A 21820-nucleotide genomic window follows, 5' to 3' on the forward strand; every position below is an offset into this window, starting at 1 on the left:
CACGAAGAAGGGGGTTATATAATGTCAGCACTTCTGAAGTCAGGCAGTTTAAAAACGAGAATCATCTGGGCGGTCGTACTGATTCTAATGTGTCTTGCCCCGCTAATCTCTACCGAGTTTCGGCTTAGCTTGCTCGCTAAATTCCTGGCACTGGCTATTCTGGCCATCGGACTGGATCTGATCTGGGGCAACGGCGGGGTTCTGAGTCTGGGGCATGGGGTGTTCTTTGGTCTTGGTGGTTACGCCATGGCCATGTATCTGAAACTGCAGGCGAGCGGCACATCCCTGCCTGATTTCATGGGGTGGAGCGGCTTGTCAGGTCTTCCGTGGTTTTGGGAACCATTTCGTTCATTTCCAGTGGCGTTAATTTTGGGTATTGCTCTTCCGGCTTTACTGGCATTTGGGCTGGGGTGGTTTACGTTTCGTAACCGGATTACCGGGGTGTATTTTACGATTTTGACGCAAGCCCTTGTGTTAATCACGGTTACTTTGTTTATCGGCAAACAGGAGTGGACCGGGGGGACGAATGGTATAACCGGCTATAACTCCATTTTTGGTTTCACGCTGCATTCTGCAGGAACAACAATTGTGCTCTACTATATTACACTTGCCATCCTGGTACTCACGTACCTACTCTGCAGAAGAATGGTAAATAGTCGGTTTGGTCAGGTGCTTGAAGCTTCGCGGGACGGGGAAAACCGGGTGCGTTTCCTGGGTTATGATCCGGCGGGCTATAAAACGCTGACGTTTGCCCTTTCCGGAGCTCTTGCAGGAATAGCGGGTATGCTGTTTGTTCTTCAGGTCGGGATTATCTCGCCGTCCATGATGGGGATTGTTCCATCCATCGAAATGGTGTTATGGGTTGCCTTGGGTGGTCGCGGCACGCTCATTGGGGCTGTGATCGGGGCAGTGGTTCTGAATGCGGCCAAAACGGGGATAAGTGAGGCGTACCCCGAAGGCTGGTTGTTTGTTCTCGGCGGGCTGTTTGTAACGGTAGTGTTATTCATGCCTAACGGACTCGTTGGAGTCTATCGAAATGTGGTTCGATTGCTGAAGCGGAGAGGAGAGGTTGTACATGTCCCTGTCAGTCAGGAAAAACCTGAAGTCTACTGAAGCTTCACCCGTATTGATGGCTGAGAGTATTACCGTAGCTTTTGGCGGATTCGTCGCAGTTAATGGCATGAACCTGAAGCTGCATGAGCATGATTTGCATTTTCTGATCGGCCCCAATGGTGCGGGGAAAACGACAATGCTGGATGTCATTTGCGGAAAAACCAAACCTCTCTCCGGCACGGTACGGCTGGAAGACGGCACAGAGCTGACACGTCTGAAGGAACATCAGATCGTCCGGAAAGGTGTAGGACGCAAATTCCAGGCTCCATCCATCTTCGGAGGCCTTACCGTACAGGAAAATTTGGCCTTGGCGGCGGAAAGTCAGCGTTCACCTCTTCGAACCCTTGGTATTCCGCGGTTTGGGAAAATCAACACGGCGATGGAACAGGTCATAGAGCAAATTGGACTGCAAGACCGCGTGTATACACGGGCAGGAGCGCTTTCTCACGGCGAGAAGCAGTGGCTGGAAATTGGCATGCTGCTGCTTCAGGAACCGCGCGTGTTGCTGCTGGACGAACCGGTTGCCGGGATGACGGACGAGGAAACACATAAAACGGGCAGGCTGTTACAGGGGATAGCGCGTGAACGTTCGGTCGTGGTTGTGGAGCATGACATGGAGTTTGTCCGTGAGTACGCGGCAAAAGTGACCGTGATGCATGAAGGGAAGCTGTTGAAGGAAGGTACCATGGCTGAGGTGCAGGAAGATCCCAGGGTGGCTGAAGTCTACTTGGGAAAAAGGAGAGATGACCATGCTGTCGCTGCAACGAATTGAATCGGGCTACGGGGAAAGCAATGTGCTGCGTGGTGTTAATCTGGATGTTCTGCCTGGACAGGTGGTCTGCCTCATGGGCCGGAATGGTGTCGGCAAAACAACGCTGATGAAAACGTTGATGGGCCTGCTCAAAACAAGGAAAGGGGCCATCCACTGGAAAGGGCAGGACATATCCGCTTTGGAACCTGCCAAACGTGCCAAGGCAGGCATTGGATATGTTCCTCAGGGGCGTGAGATTTTTCCTCAGCTCACGGTAAAGGAAAATCTGCTGCTCGGTCTGGAGACATCTGCGCCTGGGGTGAAGACGTTTCCTGAAGATGTGCTCGCGATGTTTCCGGTCCTTGCGACCATGTATGGACGGCAGGGCGGTGATCTGAGTGGTGGCCAGCAGCAGCAGCTTGCCTTCGCGCGAGCGCTTGCCTCACGGCCTGGACTATTGTTGCTGGATGAACCAACGGAAGGCATACAGCCTTCAATTGTCGAGGATATTCGGCAGGTCATTCTGCAAATCAAGGCGAAGGGCGACATTTCGGTGCTGCTCGTCGAGCAGAGCATTGATTTTGTACGCGGGGCTGCGGATTTTATCTATGTCATGGACAAGGGAGCAATTGCGCTGCAGGGATCCCCGGAGGAATTGGATATGTCTCAATTTGAACACCACCTGTCCGTATAGGAGAGGTGGTTATTTTTTTGCTTTTTTTGTTATGCTCAGGAGCGTTTATCCAAAATGTTGGAGTACTTCGGGTATAGCCTGCGGATGCAGTCCGGACAGATGTCGTGTGTGAATTCAGCATGGGTATGTCTCTCCAAATAACCTTCGACTGAATTCCAGACGTCCTGCTCATCCTTAATCTGTTTGCAGACGGCGCAAATGGGAAGCAGTCCGCGTAGTGTCCGTACTTCGGATAGAGCAAGCTTCAATTGCTGTTCAATTCGCTTCTGTTCCGTGATGTCTGTATGCGAGATCAGAGCTAATCCCATCGGAGAAGGAGGATCCGTCTGATGCAAGGGCGTCAGCTCCAGCCTAAACCATCGAAGGTCCAGGTTCGCAGACTGTACAGATATGTCATATGTATGGCAGTGAACATAGGGGTGTTGAATCTTCTCTAACTTTTGAATAATCGATGAGTTCTCCGTTTCCTCTTCCTGGGCTACCCATATCTGCAGCAGCTGAAGATAATGAAACGTTTCGCAAGAAGATCGGTGGGTGTCGGATTTTTTATATTTCGAGAGATGCAATCGCCCGAGTCCGTTCTGCCATGCGGTATTGCAGCTGCAAATTCTCCAGTCGCGGTCGACGATGATGAGTTGATGACGTAGGGATTGAAAGGATAACCTTTCAAGGTCAGTTGTAAAGAAGCTCATGAATAGGCCCTCCTTGGCAATCAGTTAAAGGATCGGGATGGCAAGGTAATGGCAGTGTCATCGTAGTTCATCCGAAATTTGCAAAATGTCTGCGACCTGGTTTCGGAAACGAGTGGCTTTTCGTGTGCCATGGATGAGATTGGATAAACGATACGGCGGGATGTCGTGCTTCTCGCAAAACGTTTTTTGGTCCATCTGCAGCTCCGTTAAGCGGCGTTTGATGGCCCATCCGAACGGAGTCACGGGTTTCTTTTTGTTCAAAAGGGTTCACCCCTCATAGAAGTATTTCAACCCGCCTTGGGCTGTGTATAATAGAGGGAGATGCGAGCTGTTCATTACATTATATACGTATTTACGTCATGTAACAATTATAAACGACGAAAAATAGTGTATTTACATCAAATAATGACGTAAAAACGTTGTGTTCTATAGGCATACGAGAAAAAGCACGTCAGCAAGGAGGTTGCTGCGTGCTTTTTCGTTTGGGGAAATATGAGGGGAGCTTGAAGGCGGTAAGTTCAGGCGCGATAAGCATGCAGCCCTGCGCCAAGCATGTGGAAGCTGGGGAACAGCGATTTCATGGACATTGAGGTTGGCTGTGCCGGTCCATCCGCAGCGGAGGCGCTAACGGTATTCCATTCATGCTCCAGGTCTGCGGCCAGGCGAACCAGCAGTTCCTGGGTTGTTTCGTTATGCATGGGGAGGACTTTGGAGGCTTCGGTTATGCATGCATTCATGGCTGAGTGCAAGTAACCCATTACCGCTTCCTCGACGGGGATATCGAGGTAGTGGTTGATCCAGGCGTGAACAGTAGAGAGGCAGCCTACAGACTCGTATTTGGCAAGGGTGTGTTCGAGCTGGCTGAATTCAATCCAGGGGTGGAGAGCCCGGGCCAGCTTGATCAGTCTTTTGCCCATGGCAGCGGCTTGCTCCCTTTGATCAGAAGGAGTCCGCTGAACGTGAACCAACTTGTCAATGAGAGCTGTTCGCCATGTGTCGTTATGATCCGTTGCGCTGTAGATACCCTTAATCGCCATGCCCTCAAGTCGAACAATACTGGGATGCAGCTGGCAGCGCATGAAGGATTCCAGATCATCGGCATTTCGGATGCTGCCTTCAGCGATGTGTACATCCATACCAAACGAATGGGTAAAACCTCCGACATGAATGGAGGAATCAAGCAGTTTGACATAATCGAGCAGCTTATTCCCACGGTTCACGGTCTTTCGCCTCCTACGTTCGTGAAATGTTATTTTATATAACATTAGTATTGATATCTGAATCCTTTTATGTTTAAAATCCGAATTATATGATATATATAATCACATAAACATCCGTATTTTGTCAATGATTTCTTATTTTAAGTTTTGTTTATACTTTAATGTTATATTATGTGACCTATTTTGGTTAAAAGTTCAAAAAATAATGTTAAGTATATGATATATTTTCTTATGAAGAGCCAAAATTAAAATGAAGATGTATAAAAGAATTGAAATTTAATGTATGCAGCAGTTAAAAGATCATGACGATAAAAACCGATATTTGGAGGAAAAACACAGGTTCAAAAGTAGTTTTTATAAAAGTGCTTTACTTTTATAATGTAATCCTGTATAATCATTTTTGTTGCCGATTATTTACGACATGCGGTCGTGGTGGAATGGCAGACACGCTATCTTGAGGGGGTAGTGGGCGTATGCCCGTGGAGGTTCGAGTCCTCTCGACCGCATCATATTGTACGACAAAAAGAGGTTTTCCGTATATGGAAAACCTCTTTTTTGCGTTTGGAACAACATAAAAAAGGCCATTCACAGAGAACCGGACTTTCTCTGGTTCCATGTTGATTATGGCCTCTCCATGTTAATCTATTTCAGCAGTTTCTCAATATCAGCCTCAATTTGGTCAGGAGTCGTTTTTGGAGCATAACGCTTCACGACACGTCCGTTCTGATCGACAAGGAATTTGGTGAAGTTCCACTTGATGGCTTTGGATCCGAGCAGTCCAGGTGCCTCTGTTGTCAGGTGTTGGAATAGAGGGTGAGCGCTTGAACCATTGACATCAATTTTCTCAAACATAGGAAAGCTTACACCGTAGTTCATCTGGCAGAACTCAGCAATATCGTCGGAAGATCCTTTTTCCTGAGCAAATTGGTTACTTGGGAAGCCTAGTACTTCAAATTGCCGGTCTTTGAATTTGTTATAGAGTTCCTGTAGGCCTTCAAATTGCGGGGTCAGACCACATTTGCTCGCCGTATTTACAATCAGCAGCACCTTGTTGCGATAATCGGACATCTCGACTTCCTGGCCCCGAAGGGTATTGACTTTGTAGTCATAAACGGACATGATCTGTCGCCTCCATATCGTATGATGGGTTAATGATTCCTATAGCTATATTATATTGCTTACAATTAGATAATGCAAAATTAATCATACAAAATATCTATTCTTACTAACAGAAATCCTAAATTACAGACGTTTTTCATAAGGACGAGAATTAGCGAGCTTCATAGAGATGGATGGAGAATAGATTGGTTGTAAGCGATATCATTGATATGTAATGCCTTAAATTCGTCCATTCGGTGATCTGACCGGACTTTACACTAACATGTCGCGGGTGTATGATTCATATCGTAATTTCTAATTCAATTAAACTTAACATGAACAACGAAACAAACGATAATATCGCTCTGGTCAATATATGAAACAGGAACGATGTTTTAATCGCTGAGTTTCCATTCATTCATGGGTGGGAAACGGGGGAACCAATCGGAATGGCTGTCATTGCAGCTAATCCATGGGGTGAATTTTTCGGTGCAAGCCGGAAATAGGGCGACTCTCGCGCCCGAATCCGTCAGCTAACCTCGTAAGCGTTAAAGGGAGAGGCAACAAGCCGTACGCATATTCATGGCGTTTTCGTCATGGGTTATTCAAGAAGCGTTCGGGAGGCCTTGGTCCCCCACGCTTCTTTTTTGTTGTCTTTTCACGCCAAGGGAGGAACGAATGATGGATAATGAGATGATTTTAGTAACAGCACCGAATGAAGCAGGCCGCAAGTTTATCAAGCTGCTGATGTACAAAAAAATGCCGTTTGCCGTTCTGACCAATAGTGCAGGAGAAGAACGGAAGCTCCGCAGAATCGGAGTGGAGAACGTCATTCGCATGAATACAGCTGAAGCTCAGAAGTGGTTTCTACCGCAGTCGAGCGTAGGCAATGTTTTTATCTTCGAGAACAGTCTGAACCTGACCTGCCGCTATTTGCAGATCTGCCGTTCCTGGACCTCCAAATCACTATGTGTGATTACGGAACAGAGTCACCCCAAAGGCATTTACCGAGGGATGGGAGCTGACCGCATTGTGTATTCCCTTAATGGAGAAGTTGGCTTCTTGCTTAATGGTTAATGTGATAGCTGCCGATTGATCCGGTGTTAGGTGCCTGTTATAATTGAACTTGTGGAAAAACGGAATTCTGAGGAGACTCATGCATGATGGTGGGTCTTCTTTTTTATTTGAGCATTAATGTACATTGCTGATTTATAGAGATTGCGTTCATGGCTAACAAGGAGGAATAGGCGTGCCGGATGTACGGGGGTTAAAATGGTTGTTCTTTGATGTAGGAGATACGCTGGTGGACGAATGGGAGCCGGTAGATGATATTATAGGGCAGTTTGTAAAAGAAGCCTGCTTGCTTGGATATCCGGTGAAAATAGAGGAAGTGCGAGAGATATTTGCCTCCTGTTACCGAAATTATGAGCAGTGGCCCATGAGGGTAGCCATTCGAACGCTGATCAGCGATGAACGTCATAGGGAGCAGATCCAGGAGAAGTTGAAGTTCCGGAAGGAACTGGAGAAACCCTTCGCTTCTGCTGACGCGGTGTTGAAGGAATTGTCATTCCATTATCGAATCGGGATCATCGCCAATCAGAGTCCAGGGACAGCTGAGCGCCTGGAGAGCTACGGTCTGCGGAGGTACGTGGATGTACTGGCTTGCTCGGCAGAAGAAGGTGTATCGAAGCCGGATCCGGAACTCTATGCTGTGGCTTTGAAGCAGGCGGGATGTGAACCCGGGGAAGCAGTCATGATTGGGGATCGGATTGATAACGATATCATTCCTGCCAAGAAGCTGGGGATGCGAACGATTCGGATTTTGCAGGGCTATGGTCGATTTCAGCCTGAGCTGGAGGGCCAAGAGCATGCAGACTGGACGATCGAAGCCTTGGAGCAGCTTATTCCACTGCTTGTGCCTTCTGAAGGTTAGTGGATGAAATTAAAAAGAGATGACTTTCGCGTCATTAAATAAAGGACAAGGCAAGTGTACGGCAAACTAAAAGGCTGATCCCCTCAAGTATATTCTTGATAAGGGATCAGCCTTTTTTTAATGAATCTATGGGCAAGAATAAAACTGTTTACCGCATATTCAGATTAAAACAGCATGATGGTCTGGATAATCAGATAAACGTTCAGAACCACAATTACGGCAGCGATGATCCAAGAGACGATTTTGAGCCACAATTTGTTGGCGAATGCGCCCATGCTTTTCTTGTCACTCGTAAACATCACAAGTGGAATAACGGCAAAAGGCAGCTGCAACGATAGAATAACCTGGCTCAAAATCAGCAATTCTTCCGTTCCGTGTTCTCCGGCGATAGCCGTCACAATGACGGCAGGGATGATGGCAATTAATCGGGTCACGAGCCGGCGAAGCCAAGCCGGAATCCGAATGTTCAGGAAACCTTCCATGACAATCTGCCCGGACAGTGTACCTGTAAGCGTAGAGTTCTGACCTGAGGCCAGCAGAGCGACACCAAACAGGATACTTGCAATGGTTGTGCCCAGCAGAGGTGTGAGCAAGTGATAAGCATCGGCAATCTCAGCGACCTGTGTCATGCCTGCACTGTGAAATACAGCGGCTGACACAATGAGTATGGCGGCGTTGATAAACAGGGCCAGGGTTAAAGCGATAGTTGAATCCATAGTGGAGTAACGAATGGCTTCTCTTTTCCCCTGAGTTGTCTGTTCGATCTGCCGGGTCTGCACGATGGATGAATGCAAGTACAGATTGTGCGGCATAACCGTTGCTCCAATGATTCCGATGGCAATATATAGCATCGCAGGATTCTGTAGTATCTCGGCACTTGGTACAAAGCCTGTGAGTACCCCGCCCATATCCGGTTTGGCAAGAAATAGGTCAATCCCGAAGCAGAGGGCGATGGTTGCCATCAGCACGATGACCAGTGTTTCCAGGGCGCGGAAGCCTTTATTTTGCAGCAAAAGGATAATCAGAACATCCACAGCCGTAATAATGACGCCGTATAACATCGGGATGTTGAACAGAAGCTTCAGTGCGATGGCTGAACCAATGACCTCAGCCAGATCTGTAGCAGCAATGGCCAGTTCGCACAAGGCCCAGAGCATAATGACAACCGGCATACTGAACCGTTCGCGGCAAGCTTGGGCCAGATCCCGTCCGGTTACAATACCAAGCTTACCTGCAAGTGACTGTAATACGACGGCCATAAGGTTTGAGATTAAAATAACGGATAATAGCGTATAACCGAACTGGGAACCGCCGGCAATATCTGTTGCCCAGTTACCCGGGTCCATATAGCCGACAGCGACCAGATAACCGGGGCCGACAAAGGCGAGGAATTTTTTCCACCAGACGGCGTTTTTCGGAACTTTCATAGAACTGTGCGCTTCCCCGAGGGAGGGAGCCATGCCTGCTGCGGCTAATTGCTCAGCCGAAGGAGAATTGAATGGATTTTTTTTACTCATACATGTTCACCTGACTTTTTAATAATAATCGTATTGATTTTCCTTATGATGAGGACCGGGGTCATTCACTTTTATATGTCTGAAAATATATGTCGTTACTTACATTGTACTCATTCAATAATTTTTGTCTAGTGCAACTTTTATGTAGATGGACAAAATGGCGTTATCAGGATGGAGGGCTGATGCATGAAAATGACAAAGATGCAGAAGCTGATTTAGTAACCCAAAATCCGTTTCAAAATAAGCCAGAAGTTTAAATTGAATTGTAGGCAGTAAAAATATTGGTGTAAAAGGAGAGATTCTAATGGAAGCTTTATATACAGCAACTGCGACAGTCAAAGGTGGACGTACAGGTTCGGTAACTTCATCGGATGGAGTCCTTAAACATGATCTGAAAATGCCAAAAGAGCTGGGTGGATCCGGCGGTGAAGGTACGAACCCTGAGCAGCTCTTTGCAGCAGGATACGGTGCATGTTACGAAAGTGCTCTTGCCAACGTGGCGCGTAAAGCCGGCGTTAAACTGGAAGATGTGACTGTAACAAGTAATGTATCCATTGGAAAAGACCCTGCGGATGACGGATTCCAGTTGTCGGTTCGGCTGGATGTAAGCATGCCGGGTGTGGATCATAGTCAGGCCGAGGATCTGGCTCGCAAAGCACATGATTTTTGCCCTTATTCCAAAGCGACTCGCGGTAATATTGATGTCGTACTAAACGTGGTATAAACCAATACTCGCTGGAGTAAAGGGAGAGATATATTAAGCAGGCTATCCTGGATACCTGTTGTTCGGTACAAGCCCTGCTGGCAAACGGCAGGGCTTTGTATTTTAAAATCATAAGACGTGCAGGAGATTGCAGGTCAAATCGCGTACTCTTTTACATAATTATACTCTTGCTTCATGCCAGGCATCTGAAAAAGGGGGAATGCAAATGAGTATTGAAGAGATGATTGAGCGAAGGTTTGTATGTACCAAATGCCGGGGAACGGATTGCAACATCAAGGAAGTATCCATGTCGGGGGCTGGTCTTAGCAAAATGTTCGATATTCAGCATAATCACTATTTGTTCGTAGCCTGTTCCTCATGTGGTTATGTGGAAGTATTCGACCCCGATGTACTGAAAGGCAAAAAGCAGGGTCAGGTAGGCACGATATTGGATATTTTGTTCGGCGGATAGTGTGGCATAACTTGGTGGGTATGGAATCAATTCAAAATAAGCTGGGAGGTTCGTGCTCCCTGAGTTGACATCGAACTAAAATTTCTTTAATATGACTTAGTACTGAGAAGAGTCATGCAGGAAACAAATTTGAATTGACAGGTGATATCCATGTCTTATAGACCACGTATTGCAAAATTGCAAGTAGCCAGCAAAAACGAAAATGACGGATTGTATGAATTTACGATGAAGCTGGTAGATGGCACGCAGTGCCGTGTATTCTACTCCAAATCTCCGGAATGGAAGATGACAGCGATCAGCCGTCTGCAAAAAACGCCTTGTCCAGTATGCCGCAAAGATTTCATTTGCAAATGCATGGACCAGTGGGCGGGAGACCTGCACCAACAAATGATTGAAGATGAGTGGATGGAAAAGGCAATTGCTGAGTAATTGCCCCAACAGATACGAGCGTAGGCTTTAGAGCCTGCGCTCTTTTTCTATTCTATTTCCTTTTGAGTCTTATAAATTATGGGGATAACCGAACGTGAAGGTGAAAAGTGGGTAAGTTAATCTAACAGCATAAATGAGGAGGCTTCAATTATGACATCAATTCGAGCGGATGAGCATGAGGGACACCCGATTGTACTCGTGGACGGGGTTTGTCACTTCTGCCAAGGATTAACCAAATGGATTATCAAACGTGATCCGGAAGGGAAATACCATTTTGCATCGCTCCAATCCGATGTAGCCAAGGACTTGCTGAAGAAAGGAAATCTGTCTACAGACAGCATGGATACGTTTGTACTTATCGAAAATGGACGTTACTATACACGTTCGACAGCTGCACTGCGGCTGGCCAAAGGTCTGAAATTTCCATATCCATTATTATATGTCTTCATTATTGTGCCCAAATTCATTCGTAATGCCGTGTATAACTGGGTAGCCCGTAATCGTTACCGGTGGTTTGGCAAGGACGAAGCGTGTATGCTGCCGACACCTGAGATCAAGAATCGGTTTTTGTAAATCGTACTAGAGCAACGCATGTACCACAAACATGATTAATAAAGGAAACATTTGGGTAATGAATACGGATCACATCTATTTTGGGAGGAAAAACAGTTGAAGAAGTGGACTACATTTATTATCGGGGCATTATTGGCAGTAAGCTTGACAGCATGCGGTAACGATGCGGATAACAGCACTGCAACGCCGCCAGCTGGCAACGAAGCGACAAACGAGGGCAATACACCTGCAGAGCAGGAGACACAGATCCCTACACTGGAAGAATTGATTACCAAAACCAATGAAGCAGCCAAGGAAATGAAAAGCTTCTCGAGTGATGCAACCATTGATCAGAATTTGAAGCTGGAGGCTGGCGAACAGTCACAGGATCAGCAGGTAAAAACAACAATGAAGATGGACATCATTAAGGATCCGATGATGATCTATCAAGAGATGAACATGGAAATGTCCGGGCAGGAAGCACAAAACGTGAAGCAGTACATTACTTCCGACGCCATCTATTCGCAGGTGGGAGATCAATGGGTTAAAATTCCTGACGATCAAACGAAGCAGCTGATTGAGCAAATGAAATCAACCCTGAACCCCGAAGAGGAATTGGACCAATTCAATAAAATTGCGGAAGATACCAAGATCACCGAAGATGGCGACAATTATGTCATTACCGCAGACGTATCGGGTGATAACGTGAAGGAACTCGCTCAATCCGTCATGGAGCAGAATGGGACGGACGCCCAGACACAAGCGATGCTTGAACAGATGAATATTAAAAGCATGCAAATGAAATATATGGTGAACAAGGAGACGTATCTTCCTGTTGGTACCGACGTGAATATGGTGATGGAGATGGAGCAGGAAGGCCAGAAAATCACAATGGACATGAAGATGACCAGCACCTTCTCCAACCATAACCAGGTAGAAGAGATTAAGATTCCACAGGAAGCATTGGATAGCGCGAAATAGGGAGAGATCAAGCTTGCTACAAGCATATACATCCCTTTTTAAATCCGTGTAACGTGGTTCATTTTTGAAAACACCTTTGATTCAAGTATGTGTGAACCCAGAGAGGTTAGCAGCTTGGATCAAAGGTGTTTTTTCTCTTTTCAACAACTGGTCAGGAAGCACGAAGGTATAGTATAGTCGTTTAAGTGATTAACTTTTTTATTAATATCATATGACTCGGAAGGAGAATTACGCCATGATTGAATATGCTCATATACATCATGTTAGCCTGGCTGTGCGTGATCTGGATGTTGCCAAACAATTTTATACCGGACTGCTAGGTATGCAGGAAATTGAACGTCCACCTTTCCGCTCTACAGGCACATGGTACGCGATTGGCAGTCAGCAGCTGCATCTGCTCCAGCATCCGCAAGGACATACACTGCGTGAAGCGGGAATTGATACGACGGATGGTCACTTTGCCATCTGGGTGAAAAGTCACAACGAAACGATAGCCTGGCTGGAAAAGCAGGGGATTGAGTATGAAGCAAGACCGGATAGCGTTGCCGGGTTTGCGCAGATCTTTGTTCTTGATCCGGATCGTAACATTATTGAATTTGATGCACCTTATCATTCATAAGGATGGAAGCATCAGATTGTTAATTGTATAAATCTCTTGCTCGTCCAGAAATTGTATGCTATATTATCCATACATTCATAGCACGTGACGGAAGCACCGTCCATAATCTTGCATAATACATGCAGATCATGGTCGGTGTTTTTTTGTGCTTTTCTACAGGGAGGGGAGGAGAAATTGATCGTGCTGAAGGCGGTACTTGCTTCAAAAGACAAGGAGTATGTCAGTGCTTGGCTTGATTTTGTTCAGGGGAGCTCGTTTGGTGCAGCAATGCGATTTACTGCCTTTTCACAGTGGGAATCGTTTCAGGAGTATATGCATGAACATGAAGGACAGGAACAGCCGGATCTGGTTATTGCAGAACCTGAGTTTCTAAATCCCTGGCTGAAAAGTATGGATGAAAGTCCAGGTGTGTCTTGGCTGCTTCTCAGTGAAGGTCACGAGGAGGTGGAGGAAGACAAGCGCTTAATGAAATATCAACCTCTGCCTGTATTGTTGGATATCGTTCTGAATGCAAGTCGGCAGCCTCGTCGCAAAAAGGTACACCGTCCAGGACAGCAAACCCTTTCCATTGGAGTGGTATCAGCTTCGGGAGGTAGCGGCAAGACAGCGGTGGCACTGCATATGGCAAAGCAGCTCGGGCTGGCAGGGTACGCCGTGCTCTATCTTAATCTGGAGACGCTGGACAGTGTGCTGCCGTTCCTCGAGAAGGGATTATCCCGAAGTGTACAGCGTGTTCCGGATGCCGAAACCGGGCTGTCTAGGCTGCTGTATGATCTCAAGGTTGGGAGGAAGGAATCGGGCAAGCGCGGGCAGGTGACTACACAGGCTCCTTCCAAGGGCACAGATGGTTACGTGCTTCGTCATGATGGACTGAAGGCAGACGTGTTCTGGCCATTATCCAACCGGAAGGAACTGCTGCAGATGTCGTGTGAAGATACGACGGGGCTCGTTCATTATTTGTCTGCTTCCGGGCAATATGACGTGTTGATTCTGGATGGAGACTCTGGTTGGGACGAACGCAGTCGAGGTATTTTGAAAGCGGCAGATGCCTTGGTATGGCTGGTTGAAGATGACCTGTCTGCCATGCACCGCTGGGGCCAATGGCTGGCGCATGCAGAGCGGACTGAGCCTGATTTGGTTGAACATGTATTGGATCGTGCACGCTTTGTAGTAAACAAATACCGAGACAGCGTAGTCAATGCCGTTCCACGGCCTGAGCTGCAGCTGGATGCAGTACTGCCTTATATCCCTTCCTGGAAGCAGCTTCATCAGGAGGAAGTGCTGCTAAGCTCTCCCATATTTCAGCGTGAGGTCAAAAGGCTGTGTACCATGCTTGTACAGGACGGAGAGGATGATCTGAAGCAGACAGGTCGCATCCATAAGGGAGATGGGTGGGCATGATGAGTGATGCATCCCATAGAGTTTTGGACCGTGAAGAACAATTTCAGAACATGCGCCGGGAAGTCAGGGCAGGCCTTGACTTAACGTCTTCAGCGGGGGACAGGGAACTGTGGCAGGGGATTGAGCGCAAGGTGTTATCTGATCCGGAACTGGATGACCTGACATCTGGAGAACGACATGCGCTGGTGCAGAGGCTGTTTGATTCGTTTCGCGGGTTGGACATTCTTCAACCCCTGGTGGATCATCCTGACATTACGGAGATTATGATTAATAGTCACCGGGACATCTTTGTCGAGCAGGAAGGGGAAGTTCGCCAAATTCAGCTCGAATTCGAATCCAGAGAACGGCTGGAGGATATTATCCAGATGATTGTTTCCGGGGTGAACCGGATCGTGAATGAGTCTTCCCCCATTGTGGATGCGCGGCTAAAGGACGGTTCGCGGGTCAATATTGTGCTGCCGCCAATTGCGCTAAAAGGTCCTACCATGACGATTCGGAAATTCCCAAGTGAACCGATGACCATGTCGGACCTGATTGGAAGAGGTGCCTTGCATGAGGAAGCGGCAGAGCTGCTGCAGCAGTTGGTGCGCAGCAAATTCAATATCTTCATCGGGGGCGGGACCGGGTCAGGGAAAACGACCTTTCTGAATGCATTATCACAGTTCATCCCTCCAGATGAACGAATTATTACGATTGAGGATTCCGCCGAGCTGCAGATTGTCACGGTGCCGAATCTGGTGTCGCTGGAGACGCGGAACGCCAATACCGAGGGCAAGGGTGAAATCTCCATCCGGGATCTGATCAAGTCTTCACTGCGGATGAGACCCAACCGGATTGTAATCGGTGAGGTGCGGGGTGCGGAAGCCTTGGATATGCTGCAGGCCATGAATACCGGTCATGACGGATCATTGTCTACAGGGCATGCCAATAACATCTCGGACATGATCAGCAGATTGGAGACGATGGTACTCAGCGGGGCAGAGCTTCCTATTTCGGTTGTACGGCAGCAGATCAGCTCAGCAATTGATGTCTTCGTTCATCTATCACGGCTGAGAGACCGTTCAAGACGAGTGACGGAAATCAGTGAAGTCATTGGCATGAAGGACGGGGAAGTACTACTGAATCCGCTCTTTCGTTTCCAGGAGCGGGATGAAAGGGAAGGCAAGATCATTGGAGGGTTGGTACAAGTCGGAAAGCTGAAGCAGATTGAGAAAATCCAAATGGCCGGGCTTGGAGAGTGGCTGAGTGAATACATAGGTCGGTATCATAAGGAATTAAGAAGTTCGGATAACAAGGTGAATAGAAGCGTTTAGAAGGTGATTAGGTTGGGTGATTCCAGGCAGGTGTTAACAGATTATACCGCATACACGCTATCCGGTAGACAACGAACCGTCTGTATGCTGATTAGTGGACTGTTATTTTTCGGTGTCGGTATTTTGTTCTATCACCACTGGCTGGCAGGGGTGATCTTGGCTGCGGGATGCATATGGGTGCCAAAACACTGGACAAAGGTACTGCTGGAACGAAGAAGAATGACACTGAGTTTACATTTTAAACAAGCGTTATATGCGTTATCCTCCGCACTGGCTGCGGGGAAATCCGTGGAAAATGGGTTTAAGGAATCGGTAGAAGATCTGCGGATGCTCAATCCTGAAGCGGATACCGATCTCATTCGGGAATTCACTATTTTGCGGACAAGAATGGAATATGGTCAACCGATTGAGGAGGCGCTGCAGGACTTTTCTGACCGGGCTGGCATCGAGGATATAACGAATTTTGCTGACGTATTCATCACGTGCAAGCGGACGGGTGGAGACCTGGTCGAGGTGGTTCGCCGAACCTCTGCTGTGATTGGCGAGAAGCTGGACATCCAGCAGGATATCATGGTCGCTGTGGCACAGAAAAGGTTTGAGTCCAAGGCGATGTTTGCCGCGCCTTTTATTTTTCTTATTTTTTTGAATTTGACGGCCAAGGATTTCATGGAACCACTGTATAGCGGTATGGGATATCTGATCTCCAGCGTGGCCTTGGTATTGCTCGCCTGCTGTTATCTGTGGATTACACGCATTATGGATATCAAAGTATAAGGAGCTGATTCGATGCTGCTTCCCATTATATCCGGAGGGGTGCTCGGAGCAGGGTGGCTGGTGCTGGATCGAACGCGAGGACAAACCTACCGCCATCTGCGCCAACTTCATATGGAAGGCTTGCGTCTGAACAAACTGCATGGACCCTTTCTGTTTTTACTGGACAGATATGAGGTAGGCCGAAGATTGCCTGTGCTGATGTACCGCATGCAGCATGCCATCCAGAAAATGCACGGCATCCAGCACAGCGGAGAGAAAACGATGCTCTATAGTGCTGAAATGCTGACGTATGCCTGGCTGATGCTGCTTGTGGGCTGTCTGTTATCACTCGTTGGCGATATCGGAAACGGAGGCCTGTTAGGTGGGCTTGCCCTCGCGGTTGCACTGCCTTTTGCACTCTATAAAGATCTTCATACCAAGGTACAGCGAAGAGACCAGGATATCCTTATGGAGCTGCCCGAGCTGTTAAACCGGATTGTACTGCTTGTTGGGGCAGGGGAAACCGTACAAAGGGCTATCGTTCACTGTGTTGCAAGTCAGGGAGAGCGAGACCATCCGCTCTACAACGAGCTGCGGAAGACGGTCGGTGATTGGAACAATGGGTATTCTTTTCAACAGTCGTTTGAACAGTTCAGCCGCCGCTGTGGTGTGCAGGAAGTTACGATTTTTACGACGACAGTTCTGCTGAATTTCCGCCGTGGGGGAGGTGACTTTGTACTCGCGCTGCGGGATCTGTCCCATGTGTTGTGGGAGAAACGCAAGGCTGTCAGTCGGGCGAAGGGAGAACAGGCATCTTCCAAACTGGTGTTTCCGATGGTTCTGATCTTTTTTACGATTGTGGTAATGATCGGAGCACCTGCTTTTATGATGATGAATATGTAGGAGGAATGGAAATGCAGGAGATATTGAAAAGCAAAGCAAGTACATTTTGGAACGAAGAGGACGGTCTGGGTACGCTGGAGCTGATTCTGATTATTGGCGTCATCATTATTATTGCCTTGATTTTCAAAGATCAAATTAAAACCTTGGTAACTCGTTTGCTTGGTCAAGTTAGCAAGAAGAGTGATGAATTCTTTGAGTAAACGATTCAAAAGGGAAGATGGAAGCTTCACGATCGAGGCTTCCCTGGTCTTCCCGGTGGTGCTGTTTATTCTCGTGCTAATTCTGTTTTTCACGATGTACATGTATCAAAAAACCTTTTTAAACCAGCATGCCTATGCAGCATCGGAACGAGCCGCCTACAGTTGGGATAACAGTCACAAGCAGGCCATGACAGGTGAAGTAGCGGCAGGCGTACATGATAATCTCTACTGGAGATTAACGGATGACCGATTGCTTGGAGCACTGTTTGGCTGGGCTGGTGCGGATAATCAGATTAGTGTTCCCGTGCCTGCTAGTGAAGGCGGAAGTCTGACAGAACAGAAGTTATCCCAAGCCGTGCAGAACATGCCGGGTGGGATGCGTGGAACGATCGAGTATCAGAACTCCTTGATACAGCGAAAAGTTACGACCAAGCTGGAGCAGGTTATTTCTTTGCCTCTTCCTTCTTTTTTGTTTGATTCGGGTGACCGTGTTCTGACGCAAGGTTCATCAGCGGTTGTCGAGCCGGCGGAATTTATCCGAACGGTGGACCTGGTACGTTATTATGCTGCCAAATTCAAAGGGAAAGGCGGCGAGGCAACCGGTACAGCAGCTGAAGCAGGACAGGTCCTGCAGCATTTTGGCATAGCCAAAAAGTAGAGAGAGGAGGAGAGCAGCGCTGTTCAGAAAAAAAGACGGTGAATCAGGTGCTGTGACCCTGTTCTTGATCTTAATCCTGGCGGGAATCTATATGTTTGTCGCGGTATTCATTGATTATGCCCGGATAGCCGCCTTCAAAGTTCAATCAGAACGCATGGCTCATGCAGCGTTAAGATCGGTGATGTCTGCATACGACACGTCACTCCGGGAATATGGGTTGTTTGGTTATGGAGACAGCAGTGGTGAAGCCATTATGGCCAAGGTACTGAATGATAGTGTGAAGCCATCGGCTGTGAAGGAAGGATTCCCCATTCTGGATATACAGTGGGATACAAGCACCCTGAGCATGGAACGGGAATTGGGCAGGTATGACATTTTCAATCGCCAGATTCAGGAGGACATGAAATATCGAGCTCCGGTTGATTTTACGTTAGAGGTGGTCAATCGATTCAAGCCAATGTCAGAGGAAATGAAAGAAGCGGCGCATACCGTAGACTTGCTCAAGAAATTACAGAAGCTATATGACAAGCGTGAGGATTTGCTGGATGAGGCGATAGCCAATCAGACCGATTCAGCCAATACATTGAAAGATCTCCCTGCTCTGATCATGAGTCCTCCCTCACCTGCCATTTACGATGAAATGATGGAAGAAACGCCGGAGAATGCTGCCGAGATCGCAGCACGTTATACGGATTATCTAAGCAAGAAACAAGCAGACGAAGGACTGGCATTCAACCAGCAGCAGTATATCCTGGAGCTGGCTCGTTACCGGACAGGTGTTGGTACTGTGGTTACCGGCATAAGTATGGTTCTGCAGCCCGCACAACAGGCGCATCAGACGAAACTCGAGGCAGCTCAGACTCTAATTGATGAAGCACGTAATCTTAACGAGGAAATGAAGCGGGTTATCGCTGAAGGGGAGAACCGTTCGCAGAATGCGAGTTATGAAAAAGTCGGGAATTCAAGCCTCCCTGGGCAGAGTCCACCATCTACCGGATCAGGCAGCGAAGCCAAAGATACACGTTCACTTGCCTCTGAGTTGGTGAGAGCCGATGCATTGTTTGATAAGTTAAAACAACGTATCCGCTCCCAAACCTCAGACTTTAATCAGGTTAGAAAAGACAGCCTTGAGCTGAATACGCAGCTTCGCAATGTGACGGGTCAGAGCGGTGTGCCTGTTAAGCCTGCTGTGAGACAGGCAAGTCAGGTCACAGAACGATACATGGACTCTTATGTAAGAAGTGGTGCCACCAATGTCATTCTTCAGAGCAAACAGCTACTTGAGGAAGGTCGGGGATCTGATGCGCAGCGCAAGGCCAACGACAAGGAGTCCAAGGCAAAATTAAAGGACATAAAGCGCATATTGTCACAGATTGAAAATGGACATTCCGGATCAACGGAAGCATTCAAACAGTTGGAGCAATATTATGATGCCAACATTGCATTTAACCAGGCAAGCCGGGAGGAGGCCAAAAAGGCGGAAATTGCAGGCGATCCTTACGATTCAGGCGGTGACGCCATGAATGGAATGGACAGTTTGTTTGGCGGGATGTCTGGCCTGCTGGATAGTCTAGGGGATGAATTATTCCAGAATGAATACGCACTCGCTTATTTCAATTCGATGGATTTTGGACAGCTGCTCGATTGGACTGAAGGGAGCGGGGATTCGAGTGAGGTCTTCAAACTGGAGAATCAGGAGCTGGAATATATCATTTACGGGTTTCACAATCCTTCAGGCAACATTGCGGCTGCATATGCAGAAATATTTGGTATGCGTTTGGCGATTCGAACCGCAGAAGGATTAATTGAGAACAGTAAACTCGGTAATCCTCTTCTGGTCTTATCGGCTGCAATTTTATACGGGATTACCCATGCCATAGCGGATATGGTGAAGCTCTCCAAAGAGGGCAGTGTGGAGTTGTCCAAATATATCAAGGTTAAGCTTACATACAGGGACCATCTAAGACTATTCCTTTTAATGCACAGTAACAATGACCGTAAAATGTCCAGAATGCTGGCATTGATTCGGCTGAATACGGGCGTTAATCCCGATGAAAAACAAACGTATGCATCAGGGAACATACGCAGCAGTGTGAAGTTATGGTTTTTGCCAGGGGTGATCAAAAGTATAGGTGCAGTTATGGGGAATGCAGACCAGGTTGAAGATGGGCGATTATTCATAGACCGGAGGACGGATTATTCCTATTGAATCAAGCAGTACCTTTTCAAGTGGAGGGATTATGGAGAAGCAGGAGCTAGATCAAAAAGAATATGCGCGATGGCTGCTTCGATTAACACGGTTGCGCAAAATCGAACAATTGAAATCTCTCCCCAAGCAGGCAAGCTCCTCGAAAAAGGAACAGGGAAGCATCGTATTGGAAGCTTCGCTCGTTCTGCCTGTGTTTCTGTTCTTTGTCATGTTCCTTGTCTACATCGTACAAATGACACTGATCTCGACAGCCCTGCAAAGTACAGCGGGTGAAGCCGTAAAGCAGCTCTCCACCAAGATCTATCCAGTCTCGCTTGTTTTCACTCCATCGGATTCCGCTGGTGGTGGAGAGAAGGGAAGCGGCTGGAGCATACCAGAGTTGTCTCTGACGGAGTGGGCTGAAGAGTATGCTTCGTCTCTACCGGAACCGCTAAGCAATTGGGTGCGTGCGGCTGCAGCCAGTGGGGAGGAGCCTTTGCAAGAGATTAAGACATCCGTTATCGAGACTGTACTTGATCCAGCTGTGAAACCTTTGCTCCAACCTTTTATAGATCCGGTATTGCTGGATATGGAGCGTATACATGTTAACGGGATATCCGTGCCGGATCTCAAGAACAAAACGAATCCGTATTTCAGGCTGGAGCTCAGTTATGAACTGCCGATTAAAGTACCTTTCCTCGGCAAACCTTTACGGATTCAGGCTGCTGCCGCTGAGCGCGTATGGATCGGAGATACGGGAGAGGGTTCTAATAGTAATGAGGGCGATGGAGACGCTGCAGGTTCAATAACCGTGTTATCCAAGCCAGAGCCTGCCTACATAGGGAATAATGCAACAATCAAGGTTCAGGTGGAACCTGGGGCCACTGCAAACCTAACCATATTTTATAAGTCGGGAGAAAGTACAGCGAAACATATTGGCTGGGCTACAGCGGATAAGAATGGCGTGATTGAGTGGAACTGGTTTGTAGGTACTCGTACGACGGAAGGGACCTGGACATTTGTAGTGGAAACTGCTGACGGCAGCAAGACAACAGCTGAGTTTAAGGTAGCATCAAGAAAATAGTCATATGGATAGAGGAGTGATGAAGGTGGAATGGTTCGTTGCAGCCTGTGGCCTATATGTGGTGACTGCCTTTGTAACCGATGTACGGTCCATGAAAATTCCAAATCTGCTGACGTTGCCTGTAACCACTCTGGGTGTGCTGGCCCATGGGATATGGGATGGATGGGAAGGCTTGATCTTCTCTGCCGCCGGGTTTGCAGCCTGTTTTGGTATTTTGTTTCTGATGTACGCGATCGGAGCAGTAGGAGCTGGAGATGTAAAACTGTTTGGCGGGATTGGTGCATGGACAGGCATTTCTTTTGGAATTCACGTTGTTGTGTATTCTGTTCTATATGCCGGGGCAATCGGCTTAATTATTCTGTTGTTCCGCAGGGATTCAGCCAAACGGATTCGTAACATGGCCGGTGGGCTTGCAGGCTTTTTCATGCTCGGTTCACTCAAACTGGTCAGCAAGGAGAAAACGCTCAAGTTCCCGTTCATGCTTGCTGTATTGCCAGGTTTTATCAGTGCCTATGTTTATATGATTTCATAGAACGATTCAGGAAG

25 protein-coding genes, 1 tRNA gene and 1 riboswitch are annotated in these 21820 nt (G+C 47.6%); of the genes, 21 read left to right on the forward strand and 5 right to left on the reverse strand.

Annotation, left to right across the window (positions count from 1 at the left end; translation table 11 throughout):
* Positions 1-21: 21 nt before the first annotated feature.
* Genes urtC through urtE form a run of 3 tightly spaced genes read left to right on the forward strand, consistent with a single transcriptional unit; the run spans position 22 to position 2558 of the window.
* Positions 22-1113 carry an urea ABC transporter permease subunit UrtC gene (urtC, locus tag CHI14_RS14225; RefSeq protein WP_095289167.1) on the forward strand — a complete coding sequence of 364 codons (1092 nt, stop codon included), beginning with the start codon at positions 22-24 and terminating at the stop codon, positions 1111-1113.
* Complete coding sequence (gene urtD, locus CHI14_RS14230; protein ID WP_095289169.1) at positions 1076-1885, forward strand: urea ABC transporter ATP-binding protein UrtD; 810 nt, start codon at positions 1076-1078, stop codon at positions 1883-1885. The genes urtC and urtD overlap by 38 nt, the downstream gene beginning before the upstream one ends.
* Positions 1863-2558, forward strand: coding sequence for an urea ABC transporter ATP-binding subunit UrtE (gene urtE, locus CHI14_RS14235; protein ID WP_095289171.1), 696 nt, complete (start codon positions 1863-1865; stop codon positions 2556-2558). Before urtD ends, urtE begins: the two co-directional genes overlap by 23 nt.
* 35 nt (positions 2559-2593) lie before the next feature.
* Here urtE and CHI14_RS14240 read toward each other — a convergent pair whose 3' ends face one another.
* The 3 genes from CHI14_RS14240 to CHI14_RS14250 all read right to left on the reverse strand — a co-directional run bounded on the left by CHI14_RS14240 (position 2594) and on the right by CHI14_RS14250 (position 4470).
* Positions 2594-3250 carry a nitrogen regulation protein NR(II) gene (locus CHI14_RS14240; RefSeq protein ID WP_095289172.1) on the reverse strand — a complete coding sequence of 219 codons (657 nt, stop codon included), beginning with the start codon at positions 3248-3250 and terminating at the stop codon, positions 2594-2596.
* A gap of 57 nt (positions 3251-3307) precedes the next feature.
* Entirely contained in the window at positions 3308-3511 is a 204-nt protein-coding gene (locus tag CHI14_RS14245; RefSeq protein ID WP_095289174.1) for a Rha family transcriptional regulator, read from the reverse strand.
* A gap of 257 nt (positions 3512-3768) precedes the next feature.
* Positions 3769-4470, reverse strand: coding sequence for an urease accessory protein UreF (locus tag CHI14_RS14250; protein WP_164764244.1), 702 nt, complete (start codon positions 4468-4470; stop codon positions 3769-3771).
* Between the two features lie 423 nt (positions 4471-4893).
* On the opposite strand from CHI14_RS14250, the gene CHI14_RS14255 reads away from it, so the two are divergent.
* A tRNA-Leu gene (locus tag CHI14_RS14255) sits at positions 4894-4976 on the forward strand.
* A 136-nt stretch (positions 4977-5112) separates the two neighbouring features.
* On the opposite strand, the gene CHI14_RS14260 is transcribed toward CHI14_RS14255, so the two are convergent.
* Complete coding sequence (locus CHI14_RS14260) at positions 5113-5589, reverse strand: glutathione peroxidase (RefSeq protein ID WP_095289177.1); 477 nt, start codon at positions 5587-5589, stop codon at positions 5113-5115.
* A 369-nt stretch (positions 5590-5958) separates the two neighbouring features.
* A riboswitch (cyclic di-AMP (ydaO/yuaA leader) is annotated at positions 5959-6131 on the forward strand.
* Positions 6132-6249: 118 nt separating this feature from the next.
* On the opposite strand from CHI14_RS14260, the gene CHI14_RS14265 reads away from it, so the two are divergent.
* Entirely contained in the window at positions 6250-6645 is a 396-nt protein-coding gene (locus CHI14_RS14265; protein ID WP_095289178.1) for a hypothetical protein, read from the forward strand.
* Positions 6646-6817: 172 nt separating this feature from the next.
* The gene (locus CHI14_RS14270) at positions 6818-7501 is read left to right on the forward strand and encodes an HAD family hydrolase (protein ID WP_170948139.1); all 684 of its coding nucleotides are present in this window, start codon (positions 6818-6820) and stop codon (positions 7499-7501) included.
* A gap of 164 nt (positions 7502-7665) precedes the next feature.
* On the opposite strand, the gene CHI14_RS14275 is transcribed toward CHI14_RS14270, so the two are convergent.
* Positions 7666-8961, reverse strand: coding sequence for an Nramp family divalent metal transporter (locus CHI14_RS14275; RefSeq protein ID WP_095289359.1), 1296 nt, complete (start codon positions 8959-8961; stop codon positions 7666-7668).
* A 361-nt stretch (positions 8962-9322) separates the two neighbouring features.
* Here CHI14_RS14275 and CHI14_RS14280 point away from each other — a divergent pair, with 361 nt between their 5' ends.
* From CHI14_RS14280 to CHI14_RS14350, 15 genes are all read left to right on the forward strand, one after another.
* Positions 9323-9742, forward strand: a complete 420-nt coding sequence (locus CHI14_RS14280; protein ID WP_095289181.1) for an organic hydroperoxide resistance protein — start codon at positions 9323-9325, stop codon at positions 9740-9742.
* Between the two features lie 205 nt (positions 9743-9947).
* Positions 9948-10193 (forward strand): zinc ribbon domain-containing protein, encoded by a 246-nt coding sequence (locus CHI14_RS14285; protein WP_024629326.1) that lies wholly within the window; start codon positions 9948-9950, stop codon positions 10191-10193.
* Positions 10194-10343: 150 nt separating this feature from the next.
* A complete protein-coding gene (locus tag CHI14_RS14290; RefSeq protein WP_095289182.1) occupies positions 10344-10622 on the forward strand; it encodes a hypothetical protein in 279 nt (92 codons plus the stop codon).
* Positions 10623-10772: 150 nt separating this feature from the next.
* Complete coding sequence (locus CHI14_RS14295) at positions 10773-11195, forward strand: thiol-disulfide oxidoreductase DCC family protein (protein WP_095289183.1); 423 nt, start codon at positions 10773-10775, stop codon at positions 11193-11195.
* 96 nt (positions 11196-11291) lie between these two features.
* A complete protein-coding gene (locus CHI14_RS14300; protein WP_095289185.1) occupies positions 11292-12155 on the forward strand; it encodes a DUF6612 family protein in 864 nt (287 codons plus the stop codon).
* A gap of 235 nt (positions 12156-12390) precedes the next feature.
* The gene (locus tag CHI14_RS14305; RefSeq protein WP_095289187.1) at positions 12391-12774 is read left to right on the forward strand and encodes a VOC family protein; all 384 of its coding nucleotides are present in this window, start codon (positions 12391-12393) and stop codon (positions 12772-12774) included.
* A gap of 180 nt (positions 12775-12954) precedes the next feature.
* Positions 12955-14175, forward strand: coding sequence for a nucleotide-binding protein (locus tag CHI14_RS14310; protein ID WP_141236680.1), 1221 nt, complete (start codon positions 12955-12957; stop codon positions 14173-14175).
* A complete protein-coding gene (locus CHI14_RS14315; protein WP_095289360.1) occupies positions 14175-15488 on the forward strand; it encodes a TadA family conjugal transfer-associated ATPase in 1314 nt (437 codons plus the stop codon). The genes CHI14_RS14310 and CHI14_RS14315 overlap by 1 nt, the downstream gene beginning before the upstream one ends.
* 12 nt (positions 15489-15500) lie before the next feature.
* On the forward strand, positions 15501-16262 hold the full coding sequence (locus tag CHI14_RS14320; protein WP_095289189.1) for a type II secretion system F family protein: 762 nt from the start codon (positions 15501-15503) through the stop codon (positions 16260-16262).
* A 12-nt stretch (positions 16263-16274) separates the two neighbouring features.
* Positions 16275-17144, forward strand: coding sequence for a type II secretion system F family protein (locus tag CHI14_RS14325; protein ID WP_095289190.1), 870 nt, complete (start codon positions 16275-16277; stop codon positions 17142-17144).
* A gap of 11 nt (positions 17145-17155) precedes the next feature.
* The gene (locus tag CHI14_RS14330) at positions 17156-17344 is read left to right on the forward strand and encodes a Flp1 family type IVb pilin (RefSeq protein ID WP_095289191.1); all 189 of its coding nucleotides are present in this window, start codon (positions 17156-17158) and stop codon (positions 17342-17344) included.
* Positions 17328-18002: a TadE/TadG family type IV pilus assembly protein gene (locus tag CHI14_RS14335; protein ID WP_095289192.1), complete on the forward strand. Its 675-nt coding sequence runs from the start codon at positions 17328-17330 to the stop codon at positions 18000-18002. The genes CHI14_RS14330 and CHI14_RS14335 overlap by 17 nt, the downstream gene beginning before the upstream one ends.
* A 64-nt stretch (positions 18003-18066) precedes the next feature.
* Positions 18067-20211 carry a hypothetical protein gene (locus CHI14_RS14340; RefSeq protein WP_141236681.1) on the forward strand — a complete coding sequence of 715 codons (2145 nt, stop codon included), beginning with the start codon at positions 18067-18069 and terminating at the stop codon, positions 20209-20211.
* Positions 20212-20242: 31 nt separating this feature from the next.
* A complete protein-coding gene (locus tag CHI14_RS14345) occupies positions 20243-21274 on the forward strand; it encodes a TadE/TadG family type IV pilus assembly protein (protein WP_095289194.1) in 1032 nt (343 codons plus the stop codon).
* A 4-nt stretch (positions 21275-21278) separates the two neighbouring features.
* A complete protein-coding gene (locus CHI14_RS14350) occupies positions 21279-21806 on the forward strand; it encodes an A24 family peptidase (RefSeq protein WP_249281111.1) in 528 nt (175 codons plus the stop codon).
* The last annotated feature ends 14 nt before the right edge of the window (positions 21807-21820 follow it).

Origin of the sequence: Paenibacillus sp. 7516 (genome assembly GCF_002272715.1) — a bacterium.
In the GTDB taxonomy this organism is placed as follows: Bacteria; Bacillota; Bacilli; order Paenibacillales; family Paenibacillaceae; genus Paenibacillus; species Paenibacillus illinoisensis_A.